Source organism: Cohnella sp. GCM10020058, from assembly GCF_042683485.1.
Lineage (GTDB): Bacteria > Bacillota > Bacilli > Paenibacillales > Paenibacillaceae > Cohnella.
The window spans coordinates 17,754-37,914 of sequence record NZ_JBHUJV010000017.1; the positions used below are offsets into that span (position 1 = coordinate 17,754).

Annotated in this window: 14 protein-coding genes; 13 read left to right on the forward strand and 1 reads right to left on the reverse strand. The window is 61.9% G+C overall.

Features of this window, described 5'->3' with window-relative positions; translation table 11 throughout:
* Positions 1 to 160 precede the first annotated feature (160 nt).
* From ACFSR7_RS27560 to ACFSR7_RS27590, 7 genes are all read left to right on the forward strand, one after another.
* Complete coding sequence (locus ACFSR7_RS27560) at positions 161 to 1,915, forward strand: DNA repair helicase XPB (RefSeq protein WP_378167222.1); 1,755 nt, start codon at positions 161 to 163, stop codon at positions 1,913 to 1,915.
* The gene (locus tag ACFSR7_RS27565; RefSeq protein ID WP_378167224.1) at positions 1,912 to 3,831 is read left to right on the forward strand and encodes a helicase-associated domain-containing protein; all 1,920 of its coding nucleotides are present in this window, start codon (positions 1,912 to 1,914) and stop codon (positions 3,829 to 3,831) included. The genes ACFSR7_RS27560 and ACFSR7_RS27565 overlap by 4 nt, the downstream gene beginning before the upstream one ends.
* A gap of 74 nt (positions 3,832 to 3,905) precedes the next feature.
* The gene (locus tag ACFSR7_RS27570; protein ID WP_378168166.1) at positions 3,906 to 4,394 is read left to right on the forward strand and encodes a YlbF/YmcA family competence regulator; all 489 of its coding nucleotides are present in this window, start codon (positions 3,906 to 3,908) and stop codon (positions 4,392 to 4,394) included.
* Positions 4,395 to 4,436: 42 nt separating this feature from the next.
* The gene (locus ACFSR7_RS27575; protein ID WP_378115257.1) at positions 4,437 to 4,700 is read left to right on the forward strand and encodes a YlbG family protein; all 264 of its coding nucleotides are present in this window, start codon (positions 4,437 to 4,439) and stop codon (positions 4,698 to 4,700) included.
* A gap of 219 nt (positions 4,701 to 4,919) precedes the next feature.
* Positions 4,920 to 5,357 carry a hypothetical protein gene (locus tag ACFSR7_RS27580; RefSeq protein WP_090115387.1) on the forward strand — a complete coding sequence of 146 codons (438 nt, stop codon included), beginning with the start codon at positions 4,920 to 4,922 and terminating at the stop codon, positions 5,355 to 5,357.
* 644 nt (positions 5,358 to 6,001) lie between these two features.
* Positions 6,002 to 6,901: a LysR substrate-binding domain-containing protein gene (locus tag ACFSR7_RS27585; RefSeq protein WP_378168168.1), complete on the forward strand. Its 900-nt coding sequence runs from the start codon at positions 6,002 to 6,004 to the stop codon at positions 6,899 to 6,901.
* Positions 6,898 to 7,797, forward strand: a complete 900-nt coding sequence (locus tag ACFSR7_RS27590) for a PHP domain-containing protein (RefSeq protein WP_378167226.1) — start codon at positions 6,898 to 6,900, stop codon at positions 7,795 to 7,797. The genes ACFSR7_RS27585 and ACFSR7_RS27590 overlap by 4 nt, the downstream gene beginning before the upstream one ends.
* Here ACFSR7_RS27590 and ACFSR7_RS27595 read toward each other — a convergent pair.
* The gene (locus tag ACFSR7_RS27595; protein WP_378167228.1) at positions 7,721 to 8,617 is read right to left on the reverse strand and encodes a helix-turn-helix transcriptional regulator; all 897 of its coding nucleotides are present in this window, start codon (positions 8,615 to 8,617) and stop codon (positions 7,721 to 7,723) included. The two genes, ACFSR7_RS27590 and ACFSR7_RS27595, sit on opposite strands and share 77 nt — an antisense overlap.
* A gap of 203 nt (positions 8,618 to 8,820) precedes the next feature.
* Between ACFSR7_RS27595 and ACFSR7_RS27600 the strand changes: the two genes are divergently transcribed.
* The 6 genes from ACFSR7_RS27600 to ACFSR7_RS27625 all read left to right on the forward strand — a co-directional run bounded on the left by ACFSR7_RS27600 (position 8,821) and on the right by ACFSR7_RS27625 (position 20,155).
* Positions 8,821 to 11,127: a glycoside hydrolase family 95 protein gene (locus ACFSR7_RS27600; protein ID WP_378167230.1), complete on the forward strand. Its 2,307-nt coding sequence runs from the start codon at positions 8,821 to 8,823 to the stop codon at positions 11,125 to 11,127.
* A 121-nt stretch (positions 11,128 to 11,248) separates the two neighbouring features.
* Positions 11,249 to 13,543, forward strand: a complete 2,295-nt coding sequence (locus ACFSR7_RS27605) for a helix-turn-helix domain-containing protein (protein WP_378167232.1) — start codon at positions 11,249 to 11,251, stop codon at positions 13,541 to 13,543.
* A 371-nt stretch (positions 13,544 to 13,914) separates the two neighbouring features.
* The gene (locus ACFSR7_RS27610) at positions 13,915 to 14,892 is read left to right on the forward strand and encodes an ABC transporter permease (protein ID WP_378167233.1); all 978 of its coding nucleotides are present in this window, start codon (positions 13,915 to 13,917) and stop codon (positions 14,890 to 14,892) included.
* Positions 14,893 to 14,907: 15 nt separating this feature from the next.
* Positions 14,908 to 15,816 carry a carbohydrate ABC transporter permease gene (locus ACFSR7_RS27615; protein ID WP_378167234.1) on the forward strand — a complete coding sequence of 303 codons (909 nt, stop codon included), beginning with the start codon at positions 14,908 to 14,910 and terminating at the stop codon, positions 15,814 to 15,816.
* Positions 15,817 to 15,910: 94 nt separating this feature from the next.
* On the forward strand, positions 15,911 to 17,596 hold the full coding sequence (locus ACFSR7_RS27620) for an extracellular solute-binding protein (RefSeq protein WP_378167236.1): 1,686 nt from the start codon (positions 15,911 to 15,913) through the stop codon (positions 17,594 to 17,596).
* Between the two features lie 186 nt (positions 17,597 to 17,782).
* Complete coding sequence (locus ACFSR7_RS27625; protein ID WP_378168170.1) at positions 17,783 to 20,155, forward strand: glycosyl hydrolase family 95 catalytic domain-containing protein; 2,373 nt, start codon at positions 17,783 to 17,785, stop codon at positions 20,153 to 20,155.
* Positions 20,156 to 20,161 lie beyond the last annotated feature (6 nt).

Consider the following 20,161-nt stretch of genomic DNA (forward strand, 5'->3'; position numbering starts at 1 on the left):
GCAAGACGCCTTTCGGTAAGGACAAACGAGCTGCTCTTTTCGCGCTAAGCGCGAAGGGGCGGCTTGTTTTTTGTTGTCGGGAAGGGGGTTCAAGGGAGAAACGCTGCTTATAAACGCCGGGTTCGGGGCATCCTTGGTATAAAAAGGAGGCGATCGCCTTATGAAGCTGTCACGCACGTCCGCCGCGCCGATCATCGCGCAATCGGACGGCACGCTGCTGCTGGACGAACGGCTGCCGGGCTTCGGCGAAGCGCAAACGCTGCTGCGCGCGATCGCGGAGCTTCAGAAGCGTCCCGGCCATCTGCACACGTACCGCATCACGCCCGTCACCGTGTGGAACGCGGCGGCTTCCGGCTGGACGGCCGCGCGCGCCCTGGGCAGCCTGCGCACGTTGTCCAGATACGGCGTGCCGGCCGCGCTGGAGCGCGATATCGCGGCGCAGTTCGCCAGATACGGGCAGCTGCGGCTCGGCGTGCAGGAGGGAGAGCTCCGCCTGCGGGCGCAGGCGCCCGCGCTGCTTGCCGCCGTCTCATCGCTCAAGGCGGTATCCGGCTGGCTCGATCTGTCGGCAGACGGCAGCTATGCGGTCGTTCGTCCCGACGCCAGAGGCTGGCTCAAACGCGAGCTGACGCTGGCCGGCTACCCGGTCATCGACGAAGCCGGCTACAGGAGCGGCGAGCCGCTGCCGATGACGCTGCGCCGCAGCGGCGCGGCACCCGCCTTGCGGGACTATCAGCAAGCGGCCGTCGATGCGCTGCTTGGCAAGGAGGGCGAAGCCGCGTCCGTTGCGGCAGCTTCCGACGATGCCGTAGCGGCTATGGCCGGCGGCAGCGGCGTGGTCGTGCTGCCCTGCGGCGCCGGCAAGACGTGGGTGGGCATCGGCGCGGTCGCGCGACTCGCCTGCGAGACGCTGATTTTGACGCCCAACACGGTGTCGGTCACTCAGTGGACCCGCGAGCTGCGGCGCGCGACGACGCTCGGCGACGAACAAATCGGGGTGTATACGGGGGAACGCAAGGAAGTGCGTCCCATAACGGTCGCCACCTACCAGGTGCTGACCAGCCGCGGCGGGGGCGGCAGCAACGCGCATTGGCGGTTGTTTCAAGACCGCAACTGGGGACTTATCATTTACGACGAGGTCCACCTGCTGCCGGCGCCCGTCTTTCGCTTGACCGCGGAGCTGCAGGCGACGCGCCGGCTCGGGCTGACCGCGACGCTCGTGCGCGAAGACGGTCGCGAGGGCGACGTATTCGCGCTTGTCGGGCCTAAGGCGTACGAGGCGCCGTGGAAAAGCCTGGAGGAGGCGGGCTGGATCGCCGAAGCCTCCTGCAGCGAGGTGCGCGTACCGATGGGCGCAGCCTGCGCAGAGCGGTATGCGGACGCCACCGCCCGCGCGCGCAGCCGGATCGCGGGCGAGAATCCGCGCAAGGCCGAGGTCGTCCGCGCGCTGCTGGCTCGTCACGAGGGCGAACAGGCGCTCGTCATCGGACAATATCTCGATCAGCTCCGCAGCATGTCCCGGGAGCTTGAGCTGCCGCTCGTGACGGGCGACATGCCGCACCGGGAACGGCAGGACCTGTTCGACCGCTTCAACCGTGGCGAGCTGCGCGCGCTGGCGCTGTCAAAGGTGGCGAACTTCGCGGTCGACCTGCCGGACGCCGCCGTCGCGGTTCAGATCTCCGGCAGCTTCGGGTCGCGGCAGGAGGAGGCCCAGCGTCTCGGGCGCATACTGCGGCCCAAGGAGAACGGGGGAGCGGCCTCGTTCTATTCGCTCGTGAGCGAGCACACGGACGAAGTCGAATACGCGCGCCGCAGGCAGCAGTTTCTGGTCCAGCAGGGCTACCGCTACGAGGTGCGGCGCTGGGCGGACGGCGAGGAGGCGCCGAAGACGCCGGACAAGGAAGGCGCGCGATGAATACGCGGGAAATCGTCGGCGAACTGCCGGAAGCCGCCCTCGCCTGGCTGCGCGAGGGCCCTTGGACGGCCGGCAGACTGGCGAGCGGGAGGGGGCTGCAGGAGGTGCTGGCGGATCCGTTGCGCGCCGCCGAGTGGGCTAAGGCGGCGCCGGCGCTCGCGCGTGATACGCTTGCGCTGATCGTCAAGCGCTTCGGTCCAGCGCCGTTCACGGAGGAGAAGCTTGCGCCGGAAGGCGGCAGGCCGCCGTTCGGCTGGACGGGAGCCGAGCTGCGGCTCGCCGTTCAGCTGCTTCGGCGCGACGGCATTGTTTTCGCGATGGACCGGCCTTGGGGAGACCGGCTGCTGGTCGTGCCCGCGGATATGTGCGCCGCGTGGCGCAGGCTGCTGCTCCCCCTGCAAATCGAACCGCTGCCCGAGGAGGCGTGGATGGACGGCTGCGATGCCGCGGCTTCGCCGCTGTCCCACGAGCTGATTACCGCATGGTCGGCGATCCGGAGGTCCGGCCTGCCGCTCACGGCCAAGGGAGCGCCGCGCAAGCAGGATGCGGCCAAAGCGGCGTCCGCCATGCGCTTCGCGCCCGATGACATTCCGCCGCAGGCCGTGCCCCCGGCATGGGAGGCGCTAACCGCATCGGCTGTCCTCGCGCTCCGTCTGGGGCGCGCGATCGGGATGCTTAGGCGGCGCGGACAGTCGATCGCGGCGGAGCCGGACGAAGCTGCGAAGGCGTGGCTGGCGCTGCCTGCCGCGGAAGCGGAGCTGCGCCTTCTCGAATGCGCCGCGGATTGCCTGCTCGCGGCGGATAAGCCCGGCGCGTGGCTGGCTGCGGAGTCTCTGCGCGATCTGGCGCCGATGCGCTGGTACCTGGCAGCAGATGTCGCGCAGGCGCTGCCGACGGCCGAGGCCGCCGGCGCTATGAAGGACTGGATCCGGTTCTTGCGAGCCGCCGGCTGGATGGAGACGGGGAGCGGGGCGGAAGGCGCCGCCTTGCGATGGATCATCGAGCCGGACCTTGCTCGGCTGAAGGTGACGGCGGACGACAACGAAGGCTACGATTATCACTCCGACCACTACGACCGCTACGACCGCTACGAGCTCATGCCCGATCTCGAGGCGATCCTGCCTCCGGAGGTGCCGCCCGGCGCCCGCTGGGAGCTCGAGCTGCTGGCGCGCCGCCTGTCCGAGGACGTCGTCGCCGTCTATCGGATCGATGCGGAAGCTTGCCGCCGGGCGCATGCGCATGGAACAAGCCTCGAGCAGGCGCGATCCTTGCTTGAACGCGGCTCCGGCGCGCCGCTTCCGGGCCCCGTGGACATTGCGCTGCGCGATTGGTTCCGCAAGGCGCCTGCGGTCCGGGAGGCGCAGCAAGCGTCGCCTTCCGAGGGCACGCCGTCATCGGAAACGCCGCGGGAGCCGTCAGTCGAGCAGTCGGATGCCGGCGGAGACAAAGGCCGTGACAAGAGCGCCGGCAAGCCGCTCGACGACGATTTCTTCGCAGGTGCCGACGAGGCCGACCGTGCGGGCGCAGCCGAACAAGCCCGCGTCTGGGACGCGAGGCCGCCGATGCTCTCGCGCAGGCTCTATCCCGGCGCGGAAGGCGTCCCTGCCGGCTGGCTGCGGCAGCCGGCAGCCTATCATGCCTCGACGCGCAAAGAGCTCGTGGAGCGGGCGATCGGCTGGCGTACCGGGTTGCGGCTAAGCAAGGCTGACGCGTGGATCGACTTCGCGCCGGAGCGGGTTGTGCTTTGCGAGCAAGGCAGCTGGCGCGTCTGGGGCAGACCGTTTGTCCGGGAGGCCGGCAGCGGCAGACCCGTGCCGGCCGGGAACCCGATCGTTCTCGAAGCCGGAGAGATCGGCCCGCTCATGATATCGCTTCCGGAAGCAGAGCGCGCCGATACGACCCGGTCGATCACTTGACCCCTCGCTGCGAATATGTGATATGATAGAGGATGTATCCCAAGCGCATAAGGGCAGGTGGTTAAGTCTTGACCATGGTTAAATCCCTCCCTGCGGCGGAGGCGTCCGTCGAATATTCGCCGGATCCCGCGGCCGACCTTACGGCGATCGCGGCACGCGCCTTCGAGCTGGGGGATCTGATAAAGCACTCCGCGTTGACGGAGGATTACGTATACTGGAAGCGCTCCGTAGAGCGCAGCGGCGAAGCCCAGCTTCGCATCCGCGAGTTTCTCAAGGCCAAGGACAAGTTCAGCGAGTGCGAGCGGTTCGGCCATTTCCACCCCAATTACAACGAGGCGCTGGATGAAGTTTACGTGGCCGAGGCGAAGCTCGAGGAGATCGAGGAGGTCCGCCGGTTCAAGGAAGCGGAACGCGCGGTCGACCTGCTGCTTCACGAAGTTTCGCTGCTGATCGCGCATTCGGTGTCCGAGACGATCAAGGTGCCGGATAACGATCCGAACCCCAAGGCTTCGAGCTGCGGCAGCGGCGGCAGCTGTTCCTGCGGCAGCGGCGGCTGCGGATAATACGAGGCCGGCTTCGGCCGGCTTGCAGAACGGAGGAGCGTCATGTTCGCCGAAAGGATCGGCTACATCGTATGGTTCAGCGACTGGAAGGCGGCACGAGCGCTGGACAAGTACGGCAGCCTGCATTATATGTCCCGCAAGATGAATTACGCCGTCCTCTACATGGACGCGGAATCCTCGGAGGATACGGTACGCAATCTGCAGCGGCTGCCGTACGTCCGCAAGATCGAGCGCTCCTACCGGGGCGAGATCAAGACCGAGTATGAGAGCAATGTGCCGGACAAGACCCGGTTTTACGGGCTCTGAGCGAGATACAAGCGATTGGAGCGCCGCGCCGGCGACCGGGCGGCGCTCTTTTTTTATAGGCCGCGAAGGGACAGGAATATTAAAAAAATGTAAAGTATGGAATCTATTTTTTTTAATGTTGAATGTACGGGAATAATTGCGATAGAATGTATATATATGCCTAACATCTCAAACCCTTAATAGGCCTTTTGGCTCATGCGAGCGAGGGAGGGAAGTCCCGTGAAAGACAAGCAAACGGAGCGGTGGAGCACCTACGAGCCTTTTTTCGTTGAGCTTGGGGATAAAAAAGTCGCGGATATCATCATTACGAATCATGCTCGCGTTCGCTGGACCGACCGCGTCGAATCCGAAAAGACGGGCTTTTCCGATATCGCCGAGTTTTTATGGCAGTGTCTGAAAGAAGGACGCGTCGTGTCTTACTATCGCAACGAAGAGGACGTCTACACGATCGACGACGACCTCGTGTTCGTGGCGGAGTTCGCCGTCTCTGAGAAGGAAGTCGACCTGATCGGCAATCCGCTCCACAAAATGATCGTCGTTACCTTTCTCGGCAGAATGTCGGAGACGATGGAGCTGCGGGATTTGAAGACGTATTATTCCTGGCTTCGGCATTCGCGTCGCATGACGCTGATTAAGAACAACCGTAAACGTCGCTAAACCTATTCATATTAAGGCATGCCGAGAGGCATGCTTTTTTTTGAAAGGCAGAACTTATAATTTTGGGCTGCCATTCGCGAATCGATGAAGCGTGACGGAGCTTTCAAAAATTTGGTGGTTAAAAAACCTGCATTTGTACATGTATTTTCTGCCGAAGCGCGACTCTTGAAGAAATGCCTGCAAATGTGTAGGTAAATGCAAAGCGCAAGCCGGAAATCGGGCTGACGAAGGAAAATAACTGCGCTTTTGCATCTATCCTGCTTTAACGGGGCGACATCGGCCCAAATAGATGTATATTTGAAGGCATTGCGGCGAAAGAACGAAGCGGGTGACGATACGCGGCCCGTTGGTGAGGCTGTCTAAGAGGCTGTCGAACGGGCCATCGTCAGGCATTCCGCGCGACCCCGGTTTCGAATATCCGCCAAACTTAAAAGAACTGAACCGTCAGGGCGATCTTCACCTGGCGGTTGTCTTAGATTCGCAGGAATCCTAAAAGGATCGCCAGGGAAATTCGAGATCTTCCCTGACGCTTTTTTTCACGTATTTTTTTCGCGGAAGAAGCCAGCGGCATAAGGGAGCAAGATCGCCGCGGCCGATTATGTTATAATGCATTCAAATGTTCGGAAGGCGGGAATTTGACAATTATGGCGTTGAACGTGCATCAACTCCACACCTTTTACGCAGTGGCGGAAAGGGGGAGCTTTTCCGCCGCCGCCCAGACGCTGCACATGACGCAGCCTGCGGTGACGATGCAGATTCAGGCGCTCGAGGAGCGGTTCGGGACCAAGCTGTTCCGCAGGTCCGCCAAGAAGCTGGAGATGACCGATGCCGGCCGCGCCCTGCTGCCCCAAGCGCGCAAGGCGATGGAGCTGATGCGGGAGACGGACGCGGTTATGGCCGCGCATGCCGAACAGCTCAAGGGCCGGCTCAAGTTCGCCGCCAGCCTGACGATCGGCGAATACGTGCTGCCGAGGCTGCTCGCGCCTTTTCTGAGGCAATATCCGGATCTGTCGCTGAGCATGCGCATCATCAACACGACGGAGATTATCGAGGAGATCGAGAACCACGGTCTTGCCTTCGGCCTGGTCGAAGGGCGGGCGGAAGGGCCGGGGCTGATCGCCGAACCGGTCATGAACGACGAGCTTGTGCTTGTCGTGCCGGCAGGTCACCCATTCGCTTCGCGCAGCGAGGTCGAGCTGGAAGAAGTGCTGAAGGAGCCGATGGTGCTGCGGGAAACGGGGTCGGGGACGCGGCAGGTCATGGAGGAGGAGCTGCTTAGGCAGGGCGCGTATCCTTCCGATCTGCGGGTCGTGAGCGACTTTGGGAGCACGGGCGCCGTGAAGTCGGCCGTGGAGGCCGGACTGGGGCTGTCCTTCGTATCGGTATGGACGATCCGGCACGAGGCTGCGCTCTCGCTGCTCGCGCCGGTGAAGATCCGGGGCGTTTCGTTTCGTCGGCAATTTTACGCGGTCCGCCAGCAATCGTCGGACCTGCCGATCGCAGGCGCATCGCTGCTAGATTACTTAAGGGGGATTCAAGCTTGAAGAAAGCGGACCTGCATACGCATACGACCGCATCGGACGGTCTTCACAAGCCAGCTGAAAACGTCCGCATGGCGGCTGAGGCCGGCCTCTCGGCTATCGGCATCACCGATCACGATACGGTGGCCGGGCTGGACGAGGCCAGGCAAGCGGCGGAGACCTACGGCATCGAGGTCGTGCCTGGCGTCGAGATCAGCACCGCGCAGGACGGACAGGACATTCACATTTTAGGCTACTTTTCGAACGATCGCGATCCGGTATTTCTCTCGCGGCTCGCTTCCCAGCGCCGCGTGCGCGATTCGCGCAACGAGCTGATCGTCGCGAGGCTTAACGAGCTCGGCGTGCGCCTTACCTGGGAGACGGTGCTGGACGCGGCGGGACGGGACAGAGGCCCGGACGAGACAGTCGGCAGGCCGCACATCGCCGAAGCGCTGGTCCGGATCGGGGCGGTGGACTCGCTGCAGGAGGCGTTCGACCGCTACTTGGCCGAGGGCAAGCCGGCATACGTTCTGCCGCCGCGCATCGCGCCGGCCGAAGCGATTGCCTGGATTCACGAGGCAGGCGGCGCCGCCGTCGTCGCCCATCCCGGGCTGTACGGCGCGGACGATGCCGTCGAAGCGTTGCTGCGGGAAGGCGTCGCGGACGGCATCGAGGCGTATCATTCCGACCATACGGCCGAAGACGAGCGCCGCTATGCGGCAATGGCGCAGCGATACGGCGTCATCGCGACAGGCGGATCGGATTTTCACGGCGAGCGCAAGGGAAGGGTGTATCACGGTCCGATCGGCTGGCGCTCGGCGGATGCGGACGTCGTTCGCGCGCTTAGAGACCGGGCGACGGATCGGCGGGCGGCACGCCTGTCGGGTTCGCCGGGCGACGGCGGTACTGCATCGGACTGACGCCGAAGTAGGCGCCGAAGTGTCGCGTAAACGGATGAATCGACGGATAGCCGAGCTTGTCCGCGACGGCGGTGATCGTAAGGTCGCTCTCCCGCAGCAGAATCGCCGCTCTCCGCATCCGCAGGCGATGCTGATAGGCTTTTGGCGTGACCCCCGTTTCCCGCAGGAAGAGCTCGTGAAAATACGTGCGGCTAAGTCCGCACATCTCCCACCATTCGCCGACGCTCTCGCGCCGGCCCGGATCCCGTTCGAGACGCTCCAGCAGCTTCACGATCCGGTAATCGCTCGGCCGCCGCGTATGGCGCGCGTTGTACCAATTCAGCATCCAAGCGTATATCATGCTGTTCAGAATCTCGCTGCGATAGTAGCGGGATTGTTCGTATACGCTGACGATCCGCAGCAGCTCCTCGTAGAGCTGCGGGTTGTCCTGGAGCGACGATACGCCGGGAAGGGCGTCCAGCTCGGCGCACGGACAGTCGACGGAGACGGCGCCCAACCGGAAGGGTTCGGGCGCGTAGATAAAAATACGATTCAGCGAAACCGGGTCCTTGGCATCCCACAGGTCAAAATACAAATTGAACGAAGAGAGCGGCCGATCCGGCGAAATATGGAACGCATGCGGCTGGCCGGGCCGCAGAAATACGAGCGCACGCTTGTCGAGCGGATGCCGGACGCCCTCGATCTCCATTGCCCCGCCCCCCTCCGGGAACAGATGCATCGCATACACGCTGCATACCCGAAGCCCTTCATTTGCGCTGCCGTCGTAGACGTAAGGCATCAGATCGCCAAGGTAAGGCGTCATTTCGGACAGCCTTTTCATCTCGAAACCTCCTACGGAAAAAGAAAATGACCGGATGAATCGTCAAATTAGTGGATGCGCTAACAAATACGAAAGGCTCTTCTCATGGTACGATATCGATGACGATAAGGAAAGCGTTCGCGTCATTATGCGGACGATCAAACAAATGAAATCGCAATGAGAACATAGGCAGAAGCGATAGAAACGCGAAGGGTGAACGGACGATGAGCGATACGAAGCTGTGGTACGACAAGGGCGCGGACGGCTGGAAGCAGGGGCTGCCGCTCGGCAACGGAAAAATGGGCGCCGTTCTTTACGGAGATGCGGCGCGCGAGATCTGGAGCCTGACCGAGGTGACTTATTGGTCGGGCAAGCCGGAGGAGGCGCCGTTCGCGCCGCGGGACAAGGCCGATCTTGAAGCGCTCAGAAGTCATTTCTGGAACGGGGACTATGCCGCCGGAGAGGAGCGGGCCGCGGCGCTGCTGCAATCGGAAAAAGGGAACTTCGGCACGAATATGCCGATGTGCGATCTGATTGTGGAATTCCCCGACGCTTGCGGCGGGGGCGTGACGCGAGAGCTCGACCTGGAGACAGCGATATACGGGTTCTTATGCGAGGATCGGACGGCCATCCGCCGCGAAGCGCTGGCGAGCCACCCGGACGGCGTAATCGCAGGCAGTCTGACGAGCGCCACGCCGGGCGGCGTATCCTTCACGCTGGCGCTCGAGGGCCGTACGGAGCGCTTTACATGCACAGCGGACCCGGCAACGGGCGTCTTGTCCTTCGCCGGCCGGGCGACGGAGACGATGCACAGCGACGGCCAATGCGGCGTGCGGGCCGAAGGGCGCGTTCAAGTCGTCGCGCGCGGCGGGCAAATAACGGCGCGCGGCGGACGACTGGTGGTCGAGGGGGCCGACGAAGCGTGGATTTACGTCGCCGCCAGCACGGATTACGGCAGGGAAGGCGAGGACTGGCGCACCGAAGCCGCGTCCGCTGTCGGGCGGGCCAGTGCCAAGGGGTATGCGAAGGTGCGAGAGGATCATATCGCCGATTATCGCGGGCTGTTCGGCCGCGTAGAGGCTTCCCTCGGCGGCAGCCAGGAGGGCAGGCTTCTGCCGACCGACGAGCGGATGAGCCGTTTGCGCGAAGGCGCGGAAGACCCCGGCCTGTTCGCGTTGTTTTTCCAATACGGGCGCTATCTGACGATCGCCGGCTCGCGCGAGGACTCGACGCTGCCGCTTCATCTGCAGGGCATCTGGAACGACGGCGAGGCCAACCGCATGGCATGGAGCTGCGATTATCATCTCGATATTAATACCGAGATGAACTACTTCCCGACGGAGGCGGCGAACCTGGCCGAGTGCCATTTGCCGCTGCTGCGCTACGTGGAGCGGCTGGCCGACGCGGGACGCCGAACGGCCCGCGACTTCTACGGCGCGCCGGGATGGGTCGCGCACGTGTTTTCCAACGCTTGGGGCTTCACCGCGCCGGGCTGGCATTATTCGTGGGGGCTGAACGTGACGGGCGGACTGTGGCTCGCGGAGCAGATGCGCGTCCATTATGAATACGGACTCGACGACGAATTTCTGCGTCAGAGCGCTTATCCGGTGCTCAAGGACGCGGCGCTTTTCTTCCTGGACTATATGAGCGTTCATCCCGAGAAGGGCTGGCTAGTGACCGGGCCCTCCAATTCGCCGGAGAACAGCTTCTATGCAGGAGGGGATCGTGAGCGCAGCTACGCGCTGTCGATGGGCGCGACGCTGGATCAGGTGCTCGTGCGCGATCTGTTCGCGTTTTGTCTGGCCTCCGCCGAACGGCTGGGAACGGACGCTGACCTTCAAGCCCGGCTTCGCGAGGCCTTGCGCCTGCTGCCTCCGCTGCTGATCGGCGCAGGCGGCCAGCTGCAGGAATGGCTGGAGGACTACGGCGAGGCGCAGCCGGACCACAGGCACGTTTCGCACCTGCACGCGCTTTTCCCGGGCGCCCAGGTGAGCCCGCGCTGCACGCCGGAGCTCGCCGAAGCGGCGAAGCGTACGCTCACGAACCGGATGGACGCCGCCGAGCTCGAGGACGTGGAGTTTACGCTCGCGCTGTTCGCAGGCGGCTTCGCGAGACTCGGCGAAGGAGAATTGGCGCTGCGCCAGCTGTCCTATCTGGTCGGACGGCTCTGCTTCGACAATCTGCTGACCTACTCCAAGGCGGGGATCGCGGGTGCGGAGAGCAATATCTTCGTCGCGGACGGCAACTTCGGCGGTACGGCCGCTTTTGCGGAGATGCTGATGCAGAGTCACGGCGGCGCCATCGATCTGCTGCCCGCGCTCCCGGCGAGCTGGCATACCGGCAGCATCCGGGGGCTCCGGGCCAGGGGCAACGCGGAGGTCGATCTCGCCTGGTCGGACGGCGCGCTGACGAGCGCGACGATCCGGGCAGGGTCTGCGCTGCAGGCTGCGCTGCGGTACGGGAACCGCGAGATTCGTTTGAACCTGCAGGCCGGCGAAGCGATCCTCCTGGACGCCGAGCTTTTGACTTAGCAGGCACAGCCAAGAGAATTATAGGACACGATGCTATGGCAACTACGGGGCCGCTTATTTCGGCGGACCGGTAGTTGTCTTTCGTGTATAATGGTGCTACTAGAAAAAGGGGGGTCGGACGTTGCCGAAGCATTCGAGGATTTACCGGAACTTTCTGCTCTCCTATCTCGTCATCCTGATCCTGCCCAGCATCGCGGGTTATATGTCCTACCGGACCTCGATCGAGGTCACGCAGTCGATCTCGATCGAGAACGGCGTCACCCAGCTGCAGAACGCGCAGCAGCTGCTCGAGCGCAGAATGGCCGAGGTCGAGGGGTTCACCCGGCAGCTGGCGCTGAATCAGGATCTGTTCGTGCTGATGAACGAGAAAAAGAGCGACGGCGACGTCAATCTTTACAGCATCTGGAACGTGCTGCGAAGCGTCATGGTTTTCGGCCAGACCAACGATTTCTTGCGGAACTACTACATATATCTGCGCAACTATAACGTCGTTCTGACGCCGGGCTCCGCCTATTTCCGTCCCGAGCATTATTACGAGACCGCGCATTATCGCAATATGACGCTCGACGACTGGCGCAATACGATATTGAACAAGCCTCACAGCCGGGAGATTCTGCCGCTCAGCCCGTTCGAGGACGGCGACGGGCAGACGTCGGTCATTTCTTATATGCAATCGCTTCCACTTGACAGCTTTAACGAGGTCTCTCCGGCTACCGTCGTCGTCATCATCGATGAGAAGACGATTCAGAGCCTGATGACGGGACTGAAGGACCGGTACGGCGGCTGGACGTACATCAGCGATCGCGAGGGCAAGACGATAAGCCGTCAAGGCATCGAGGAACAGGAAATCTCCCGGCTGAACGGAACGGACGGTTTGCGCGCTGACAGGCAAAGCCAGTTTTACGGCGACGATCTGGTCATCGCCATTCAGTCGGACAAGACGGGATGGACGTACCGCGCGGGCATTCCCAAGGCCGTGCTTATGGAAAACGCAAATCATATTAAATTTATCACCTGGACGGTAACGGCGGTCGCGCTGGTCGTCGGATTGCTGGCAGGCATCGTATTGTCTTACCGGAACAGCGCGCCGATCAACCGTCTGCTCGGCGTATTCCGCGACCAATTCGCCAAGGACCAGCCGCCGCTCGGCAACGCCTACGATTTTCTGCACGGCAACGTCGCCAACATGCTGACCAACAACAAATGGCTGCAAAGCGAGCTCGACCGGCAGCTCCCGCTCGTACAGGACGCTTATCTGAAGCGGCTGCTCGCCGGCGAATTCCAGACGCGCGACGAGGCAGAGGCCGCGGCTGACCAAGCCGGCCTTAGATTCGGGTTTGCATCGGGCGCCGTCGGCATCTTGCGCGTCGAAGGCTACGCCGGGCTGGACACGGTAGAGATCTTGAACGAATTGAACGCCGCGCGGTTGCTCGTCAAGCAAAACCTGCGCGAGCTGTTCCCCGACTTGCAGATGACGGATATGGGCTCGGACCGGGTGGCCGCATTGTTCGGTTACTTGCCCGAGCAGCCGGAGGAAGCGGGGGAGCGCGAGATCGAGAGCCTGCTGCGGCCGCTCGCCGCTCGGTTGTTCGACGAGTACAAAATATCCGTTACCGCCGCGATCGGCGAAAGCTTCGGGACGGCGCTGGAGGTCAGCCGCTCGTGCGAACAGGCGCGGGAGACGCTCGAATACGCCGATTACGCCGTCCGCAAGGACATTCTTCGGCATCGCGATATCCGGACGGAGAGCGCGACCTATTATTATCCGCTGGAGACGGAACTGCGGCTCATCGGCACGATCCGGGCGGGCGAACGGGAAGAGGCGCGCCGGATGGTGGAGGAGCTGCTCGCGCGCAATGCCGAGAGCCGGGAGCTCTCGCCGGATATGAAGCGACAGCTGATCGGCGAATTAAAAGGAACGCTGCTCAAGGTGCTCGATCAGAAGGCGTTCCAATCCGCCGAGCCGTTCGAATCGGTCAAAAACCGGACGCTCGCCATCCAGGAGACGGATTCGCTCGAGGCGGTCCGCGACGAGATCGGACAAATTACCGATACGCTGTGCGGCGTCGTGGCCGCGAAGAAAAACGATTTGCATCACAAGACGGTGGAGGAAATCAAGAAATACATCGCGGAGAAGTATTCCGACGCCGAGCTGACGCTTTATAAGGTCGCCGAGCAAGTGGAGCGGCCGGAGAAATACATTTCGCAGCTGTTCAAGGATGTCACCGGGACGAACCTGTCCGACTATCTGGAGAAAATCCGCATGGATCATGCGGCCGAGCTGCTGCGGGACCGGGGCTCTACGATCGACGAGATCGCGTACAAGGTCGGCTACAACAGCTCGCATTCGTTCCGCCGGGCGTTCAAGCGGGTGTCGGGCGTGTCGCCGAGCGCTTACAGACAGTCGTTCGATTAATTTTGCTTTACTAAATGTGACCGTCAGGGGACTCCTCTGGCGGTTTTTTGTGCTGTGCGTAGCGTGCGAGGAGAAAATGTACCGGGGGACCGGATTGGTTCGAATCGGGGTGAATTCCGCCATCGTGACGGTTTCCGCCGCGTTCGCGCTCCCGGCCGACCGTACCGTACTCCCTATAGCCAGTACCGGCGTCAGATCAGGGAAAATGGGCCGTTCTAAGACGAATCGGCTCCTCCGAATCGGGTTTTTGGTACGCCGAAATACCGATTTGTACCTTCCGAACGGCGAATTGGATGCGCTATCATCGGACCTGTAGAAAGCGCTGCCAAGAAAAATCGGCGCTAGGGAACGATAGGAGGGGATCGTCGACGATGGATGGAAAAATCGCATGGGAAGGCAACGCGCAGCCGCAGCCGATCCGCAAGCGGACGAAAAGGAGCCGGACGCTGGAAGCGAGGAAAAGCTTCAAGAAACATTGGCAGCTGTACCTGGTCGTCTTGCCGCCGCTTTTGTTCTTTTTGATCTTTAAGTACTACCCGATGGCGAACGCCGTGCTCGCCTTCAAAGATTACAACGTCATCAAGGGAATCTGGGGCAGTCCCTGGGTGGGCATGCGGAACTTCAAGCTGTTTTTTGATAACCCGATCTTCTGGGATCTGATCCGCAATACGATCCTGCTGAGCGGCTACCTGCTGCTGGCGGGCTTCCCGATTCCGATCCTGCTCGCGCTGATGCTGAACGAGATCCGCAGCGGCCGCTTCAAGCGCATCGTGCAGCTCGTAACATTCGCGCCTTACTTTATCTCAACGGTCGTCATGGTGTCGATCATCATGCTATTCCTTGCGCCGAGGCTCGGATTCGCCAATGTCGCCCTTAACCATATGGGCTTAGACTCGATCAACTTCCTGGGCGAGCCCGGCATGTTCCGCTCGATCTACGTCTGGTCCGACATCTGGCAGACGGCCGGCTACTCGGCGGTCATCTACCTGGCGGCGCTGGCAGGCATCGATCCGACGCTGTACGAGGCTGCCAAGGTGGACGGCGCGTCCCGGTTCCAGAAGATCGTCCACGTCGACCTGCCGGGCATCCTGCCCACGATCGTCGTCATTCTGATCCTGAATGTCGGCAACGTAATGGCGATCGGTTTCGAAAAAGTGTACCTGCTTCAAAATCCGCTGAACCAGTCGACTTCGGAAATTATCGCAACCTACGTTTACAGCATCGGCCTGCTGAACGCCAACTACAGCTTCGCCACCGCGGTCGGCCTTTTCAATTCATTCATCAATCTGGTGCTGCTGCTCCTGGTCAACGGCATCGCCAAGCGTCTGACAAATAGCAGCATCTGGTAGAAAGGAGATTCGCGCATGCAAGCACAAGCCGCAACGAAACGTACGGCGATCCGCGAATCGGCGGGCGACCGTCTGTTCATGGCCATCGTCTATACGATCCTCACGATTGTCCTGATCGCCGTCCTTTACCCGCTCATTTACATTCTCAGCAGCTCGATCAGCAGCCCCGCCGCCGTCACGTCCGGACGGGTGTTCCTGTGGCCGGTAGACATTTCCTTCAAAGGCTTCGAGACGCTGTTCAAAACGCCCGCCATCCTGACCGGTTACGGCAACTCGATCTTCTATACGGCTGCGGGCACGCTGATCAGCGTCGCGCTGACGGTGATGATCGCCTATCCGCTGTCGCGCAAAACGTTTTTCGGACGCAACGCCATCATGATGATCGTTACCTTCACGATGATTTTCAGCGGCGGCCTGATTCCTACGTACATGGTCGTCAAGTCGCTCCATCTGATCGATACCCGGTGGGCGCTGCTCATTCCGAACGCGATCTGGGTGTGGCAGGTCATCATCGCCCGCACGTTTTTCCAGGCTTCGATTCCCGATGAGCTGGCCGAGGCCGCCGAGATCGACGGCTGCAGCGACCTGCGCTTCATGCGCAGCGTCGTCATCCCGCTCTCCAAGCCGATCCTCGCCGTGCTGGTGCTCATGTATGCCGTCGGACAGTGGAATGCTTACTTCGACGCGCTGATCTACCTGAAGTCCGCCGACTTGTTCCCGCTGCAGCTCGTGCTGCGGAGCATCATCATCCAGAACAACAGCTCCGGCATGATGGACGCGATGAAAATGGTCGAGCGGCAGCAGCTGTCCGAGCTGCTCAAGTATTCGCTTATCGTTGTTGCGACGCTGCCCGTGCTCGTCATTTATCCGTTCGTGCAGCGCTATTTCGTACAGGGCATGCTGGTCGGCTCCGTGAAGGGATAACGGAGGACGGCGGCGAATGTGAGAGGGGGGATGCGTATGTAGCACGCTGCCGCAATCATTGCATGCAACTATCCAAGAAAAGGGAGCGACCCACTTGAAAAAGAGAATCGTAAGTCTGCTGGCGATCGTCATCGCCCTGAGCATGGCACTTGCGGCCTGCGCCAAAAACGACAATTCGTCCGCCTCCTCCGGCGGCGCCTCGTCTTCATCCGCGTCCGCATCCGCATCCGGAAGCGAGTCGGCTTCGGCCGCACCGGTGCCGATCAAGGTATTTTCGATCCAGGAGTCCGGCATTGACCTGACGACGAACAAATTTTCCAAGTTCATCGAAGATAAATTCAACATCAAGTTCGACTGGCAGTTGAACCCGTCCGACGGCGCGAAGGAAAAACGCCAGATCTCGCTCGCGAGCGGCGACTATCCGGACGCATACATCCTGCCTTCTTATATCGATCATTTCTCGCAAGCGGACCTGCTCAAGTACGGCAAGCAAGGCGTCATCGTCCCGCTGAACGACCTGATCGACCAATACGGCCCGAACATCAAGGCGGCGATGGAAGCCCATCCCGACCTCAAGCAGTACATTACGGCGCCGGACGGCAACATTTACGGTCTCGTATCCTACACGCAATGCTTCCACTGCTCGTATCCGAACAAGATGTGGGTCAACACCAAGTGGATGAAGCAGCTCGGCATCCAGCCGCCGAAGACGACGGAAGAGTTCAAGGCGATGCTCGAAGCGTTCAAGACGAAGGATCCGAACGGCAACGGCAAGCAGGACGAAGTGCCGCTGAGCGGTTCGATCGAAGACTTCGGCGTACGCGTCGTGCCTTACCTGATGAACGGCTTCGTCTATGACGACGACCGAAACTACCTGAACCTGAAGGACGGCAAGGTCGTGTCCGCGGCGACCACGCCGGAATGGAAGGAAGGCCTCGCCTACATCAAGTCGCTGTACGACGAAAAGCTGATCGATCCGGGCGCGTTCACGCAAAACGCCGAAGCGTTCAAGAAGATCGGCGAGAACGGCGACGCGCAAATTCTCGGCGCCGGCGCAGGCATGCACCCCGCCATCTTCGTCAACATCGATAAAGGCAACCGTTTCTCCGCAGACTACGACGCGCTGCCGCCGCTGACCGGCCCGAACGGCTCGTTTGCGACGCATGACGGCGGCGGTGTGGATCCGGGCGCCAAGTTCGTCATCACGAACAAGGCTAGCAAAGAAGCGCAAGTCGCATTGATCAAAATGGTCGATTACCTGTTCACGCCGGAAGGCGAGACGAACGGCGCTTCCGGCATGGAAGGCATCGACTGGGAGAAGCCGGGTCCGGACGACGTGGCGCTGGACGAGAGCGTCAAGGCGCAATTCAAGCCGATCCCTGCGACCGAAGGCGAAGCGCCGCGCAATGCGGGCTGGAGCGGCGTCGCTCACTTCTACCAACCGAAGGAATACCGCGACAGCTTCGTCTCGGCGACGGATATCTACGATTCGGCCGGCTACGAGCGCAGACTGTATCAAGCGACCCTCGAGTATCAAGGCCACGAGCCGAAGGAACTGTTCCCGCTCTGGTCGCTGTGGATCGATCCGGCGCTGACCGACGAAGCCAGCATCCTGCAAACGAACCTCAAGAACTACATCGAGCGCAGCGAGCTTCAATTCATCACGGGTAACCTCGACCTGAACAAAGATTGGGACAGCTATGTGAAGGGCCTGAAGGACCTGAAGCTGGACCGCTACCTGGAAATCCTGCAGCAAGCGTACGACAAGGCCGCAAAGTAAGCACGAGTAAGGCAGCAAAGTAAGCACGAATAAGGACGCATAGGAACGCGCAGCACAGGCCTTCTGGCCGCAAAGCCGGAAGGCCTGGCTCGTCATGCCCGGAATAAGGAACTCGAGGGGAGGCGGGCTTCTGAATTTGCATCGGCAAACCATCATTCTATCCTTGGAGGACTCCGCTTGAACGTCATGGAACGGGCAGCCGCCCACGGCATCCGCTACGACCGTCCGGCCGCCACCTTCTTCGAAGGCGCGCTGCTCGGCAACGGCAAGCTCGGCGCCGTCGTCACGACCCGGCCCGACGCGATCGTCATTCACTTCGGACATAACAACGTGTGGGACATCCGCATCGCAGAAAACAACAAGGAAAAGATCGGCACCTTCGAGCGCCTGTTCGCAAGACTCAAGGAAATTCCCGCGCATTACGGCTCGCTCTCCGAGGACCCGTGGTATCGCGAATACGTGGAGATGGCGGCCGAAAATTACGCCAAGCCCTATCCGCGCCCGATGCCCTGCGGCTCGCTGCTGCTCGGCTTCGACCGGCGGCGGGTCGAGGTGCTCGGCCACACGCTGCGCATTCACGACGGCATGTGCGAGATCGATCTGCTCGCGGACGGCCGATCGGTGCAGCTTCTGGCCTTTGTCGAGCAAGATTCGGATGCGCTTCGGCTGGCGGTCAAGACGGACGACGGCCCTGGCACCGTACCGGCCGTGTTCAACCGTGTCAAGCTGATCGCAGATCCCGAGACGCCCAAGGAGCTGCCTGCTCCAAAGCCCTATATCGATGCAAAGCGGGGGCAGCTGGCCTTTCGCCAGCGTCTGCCCGCCGAAATCGGCGAAGGTGCGGACGATTTCGGGCAGGCGACGGATCGCGCCTTTCGGCTAACTGCGTCTATCGTATCGGCTGCCGCGCTTCAGCCAGGTGCCTGCTCTTGGGAAGGGCGTCTGGATATGGCACTTGCGAAGGACAGGTTCGAGGTACGCGTCGCGCTCGACGAGGGACTTGACGCCGACGTGCCGGAGCCGGAAGCCGCGCAACAAGACGGCGAAGCCGGGTTTGCAAGCGCATTCGCGCGGGCGACGGACAGCTGGTCGCGCTTCTGGTCGCGCTCCGGCGTGGCGCTCGGCGACGCATTTCTCGAGCGGATCTGGTACCGCAATCTGTACTTTTTCAACTGCGCCGTCTCGCCGGACGCCACTTGTCCGGGTTTGTTCGCCAACTGGAGCTACGGCAAGATCGGCTCCGAATGGCACGGCGACTACCATATGAACTACAACACGCAGCAGCCGTTCTGGCTGTCCTTCTCCAGCAATCACGTCGACAAGCATCTCGCCTACGTGGACATGGTCGAACGGATCGGTCCGGTCAGCCGCAAGTGGGCGCGCGAATATTACGGCCTGCGCGGGGCGTACTATCCGCATTCCGCCTACCCGGTCGAGATGAGCATGATGCCTTATCCCGTACCGCACTGGGGCTGGGAGATATGCGAGACGCCATGGACCGTGCAAAGCCTTTGGTGGCATTACCTGTACACGATGGATCTCGATTTTCTGGCTGCACGCGCCTTTGGCCCGATCCGCGACGCGGCATTGTTTATGGTCGATTACATGAAACGGCCGGACGCGCGGGGCGAGGCTTGGGGCGACGACCGCTATCACGTTTATCCCACCGTCGCGCCGGAGCTGTACGAGCTGACGCCTGGCTTTCGTTTGAACCGGGACTGCATCGTGGACCTGACGCTGACGAAGTTCTTGTTCCGCGCATTCGGGCAAGCTTGCGCGGCGCTCGGGCGGACGGAAGCGGAGGCGGAGCTGCTCGCGGAGGTGGAAGAGGTGCTGGCGCATTTCCCCGACTATCCGACCGCAACATCGGAGCGGGGTCCCGTGTTCGTCTCGGTACCGGGCGAGGATCCGGAGGTTGTGTACAACGTGCCGAACGGCGTCGCCACGGTGTTCCCCGGCGAGGACCACGGCCTGGATTCGCCGCCGGACGACTATGCGATCGCGGCGAACAGCTACCTCAACCATCGCAACGAGGGCGGCAACGATTTGGTGTTTTACGCGATGGCCGGCGCTCGCCTCGGCATGCTCGATCTCGAACGGTTCAAGCGGCAGATCGATTACTGCCTGCTGCCGAACGGTACGTGCACCGACAAGCTGCTCGAGGCGGGGGGCCGCTATGCGGATACGACGCCGTTCGATTATATGGGGCAGATGGGCATCTGGTTCGAGAACTTCGCGCTGCCGGCCGTCATCAACGAGTGCCTGCTGCAGAGCTACAACGGCGTCCTGCGGCTGTTCCCCAACTGGCCCAAGGACCTGCCGGCTTCGTTCGCTACGCTGCGGGCCGTCGGCGGCTTCCTCGTAAGCGCTTCCTTCGAAAAGGGCTGCGTGCAATGGGTGGAGATCGCCAGCGAGGCCGGCGCCCCCCTTCGGATGCATAATCCGTGGACGGGTGACGTCGCCGTTCGGCAGGCCGGCGGTACCGAGGAAAAAACGTCCGGCGCGATGCTGGAATGGCATATTCCGGCGGGAACCGTACTCCGGCTGACGCCTGCTTAAAGATGG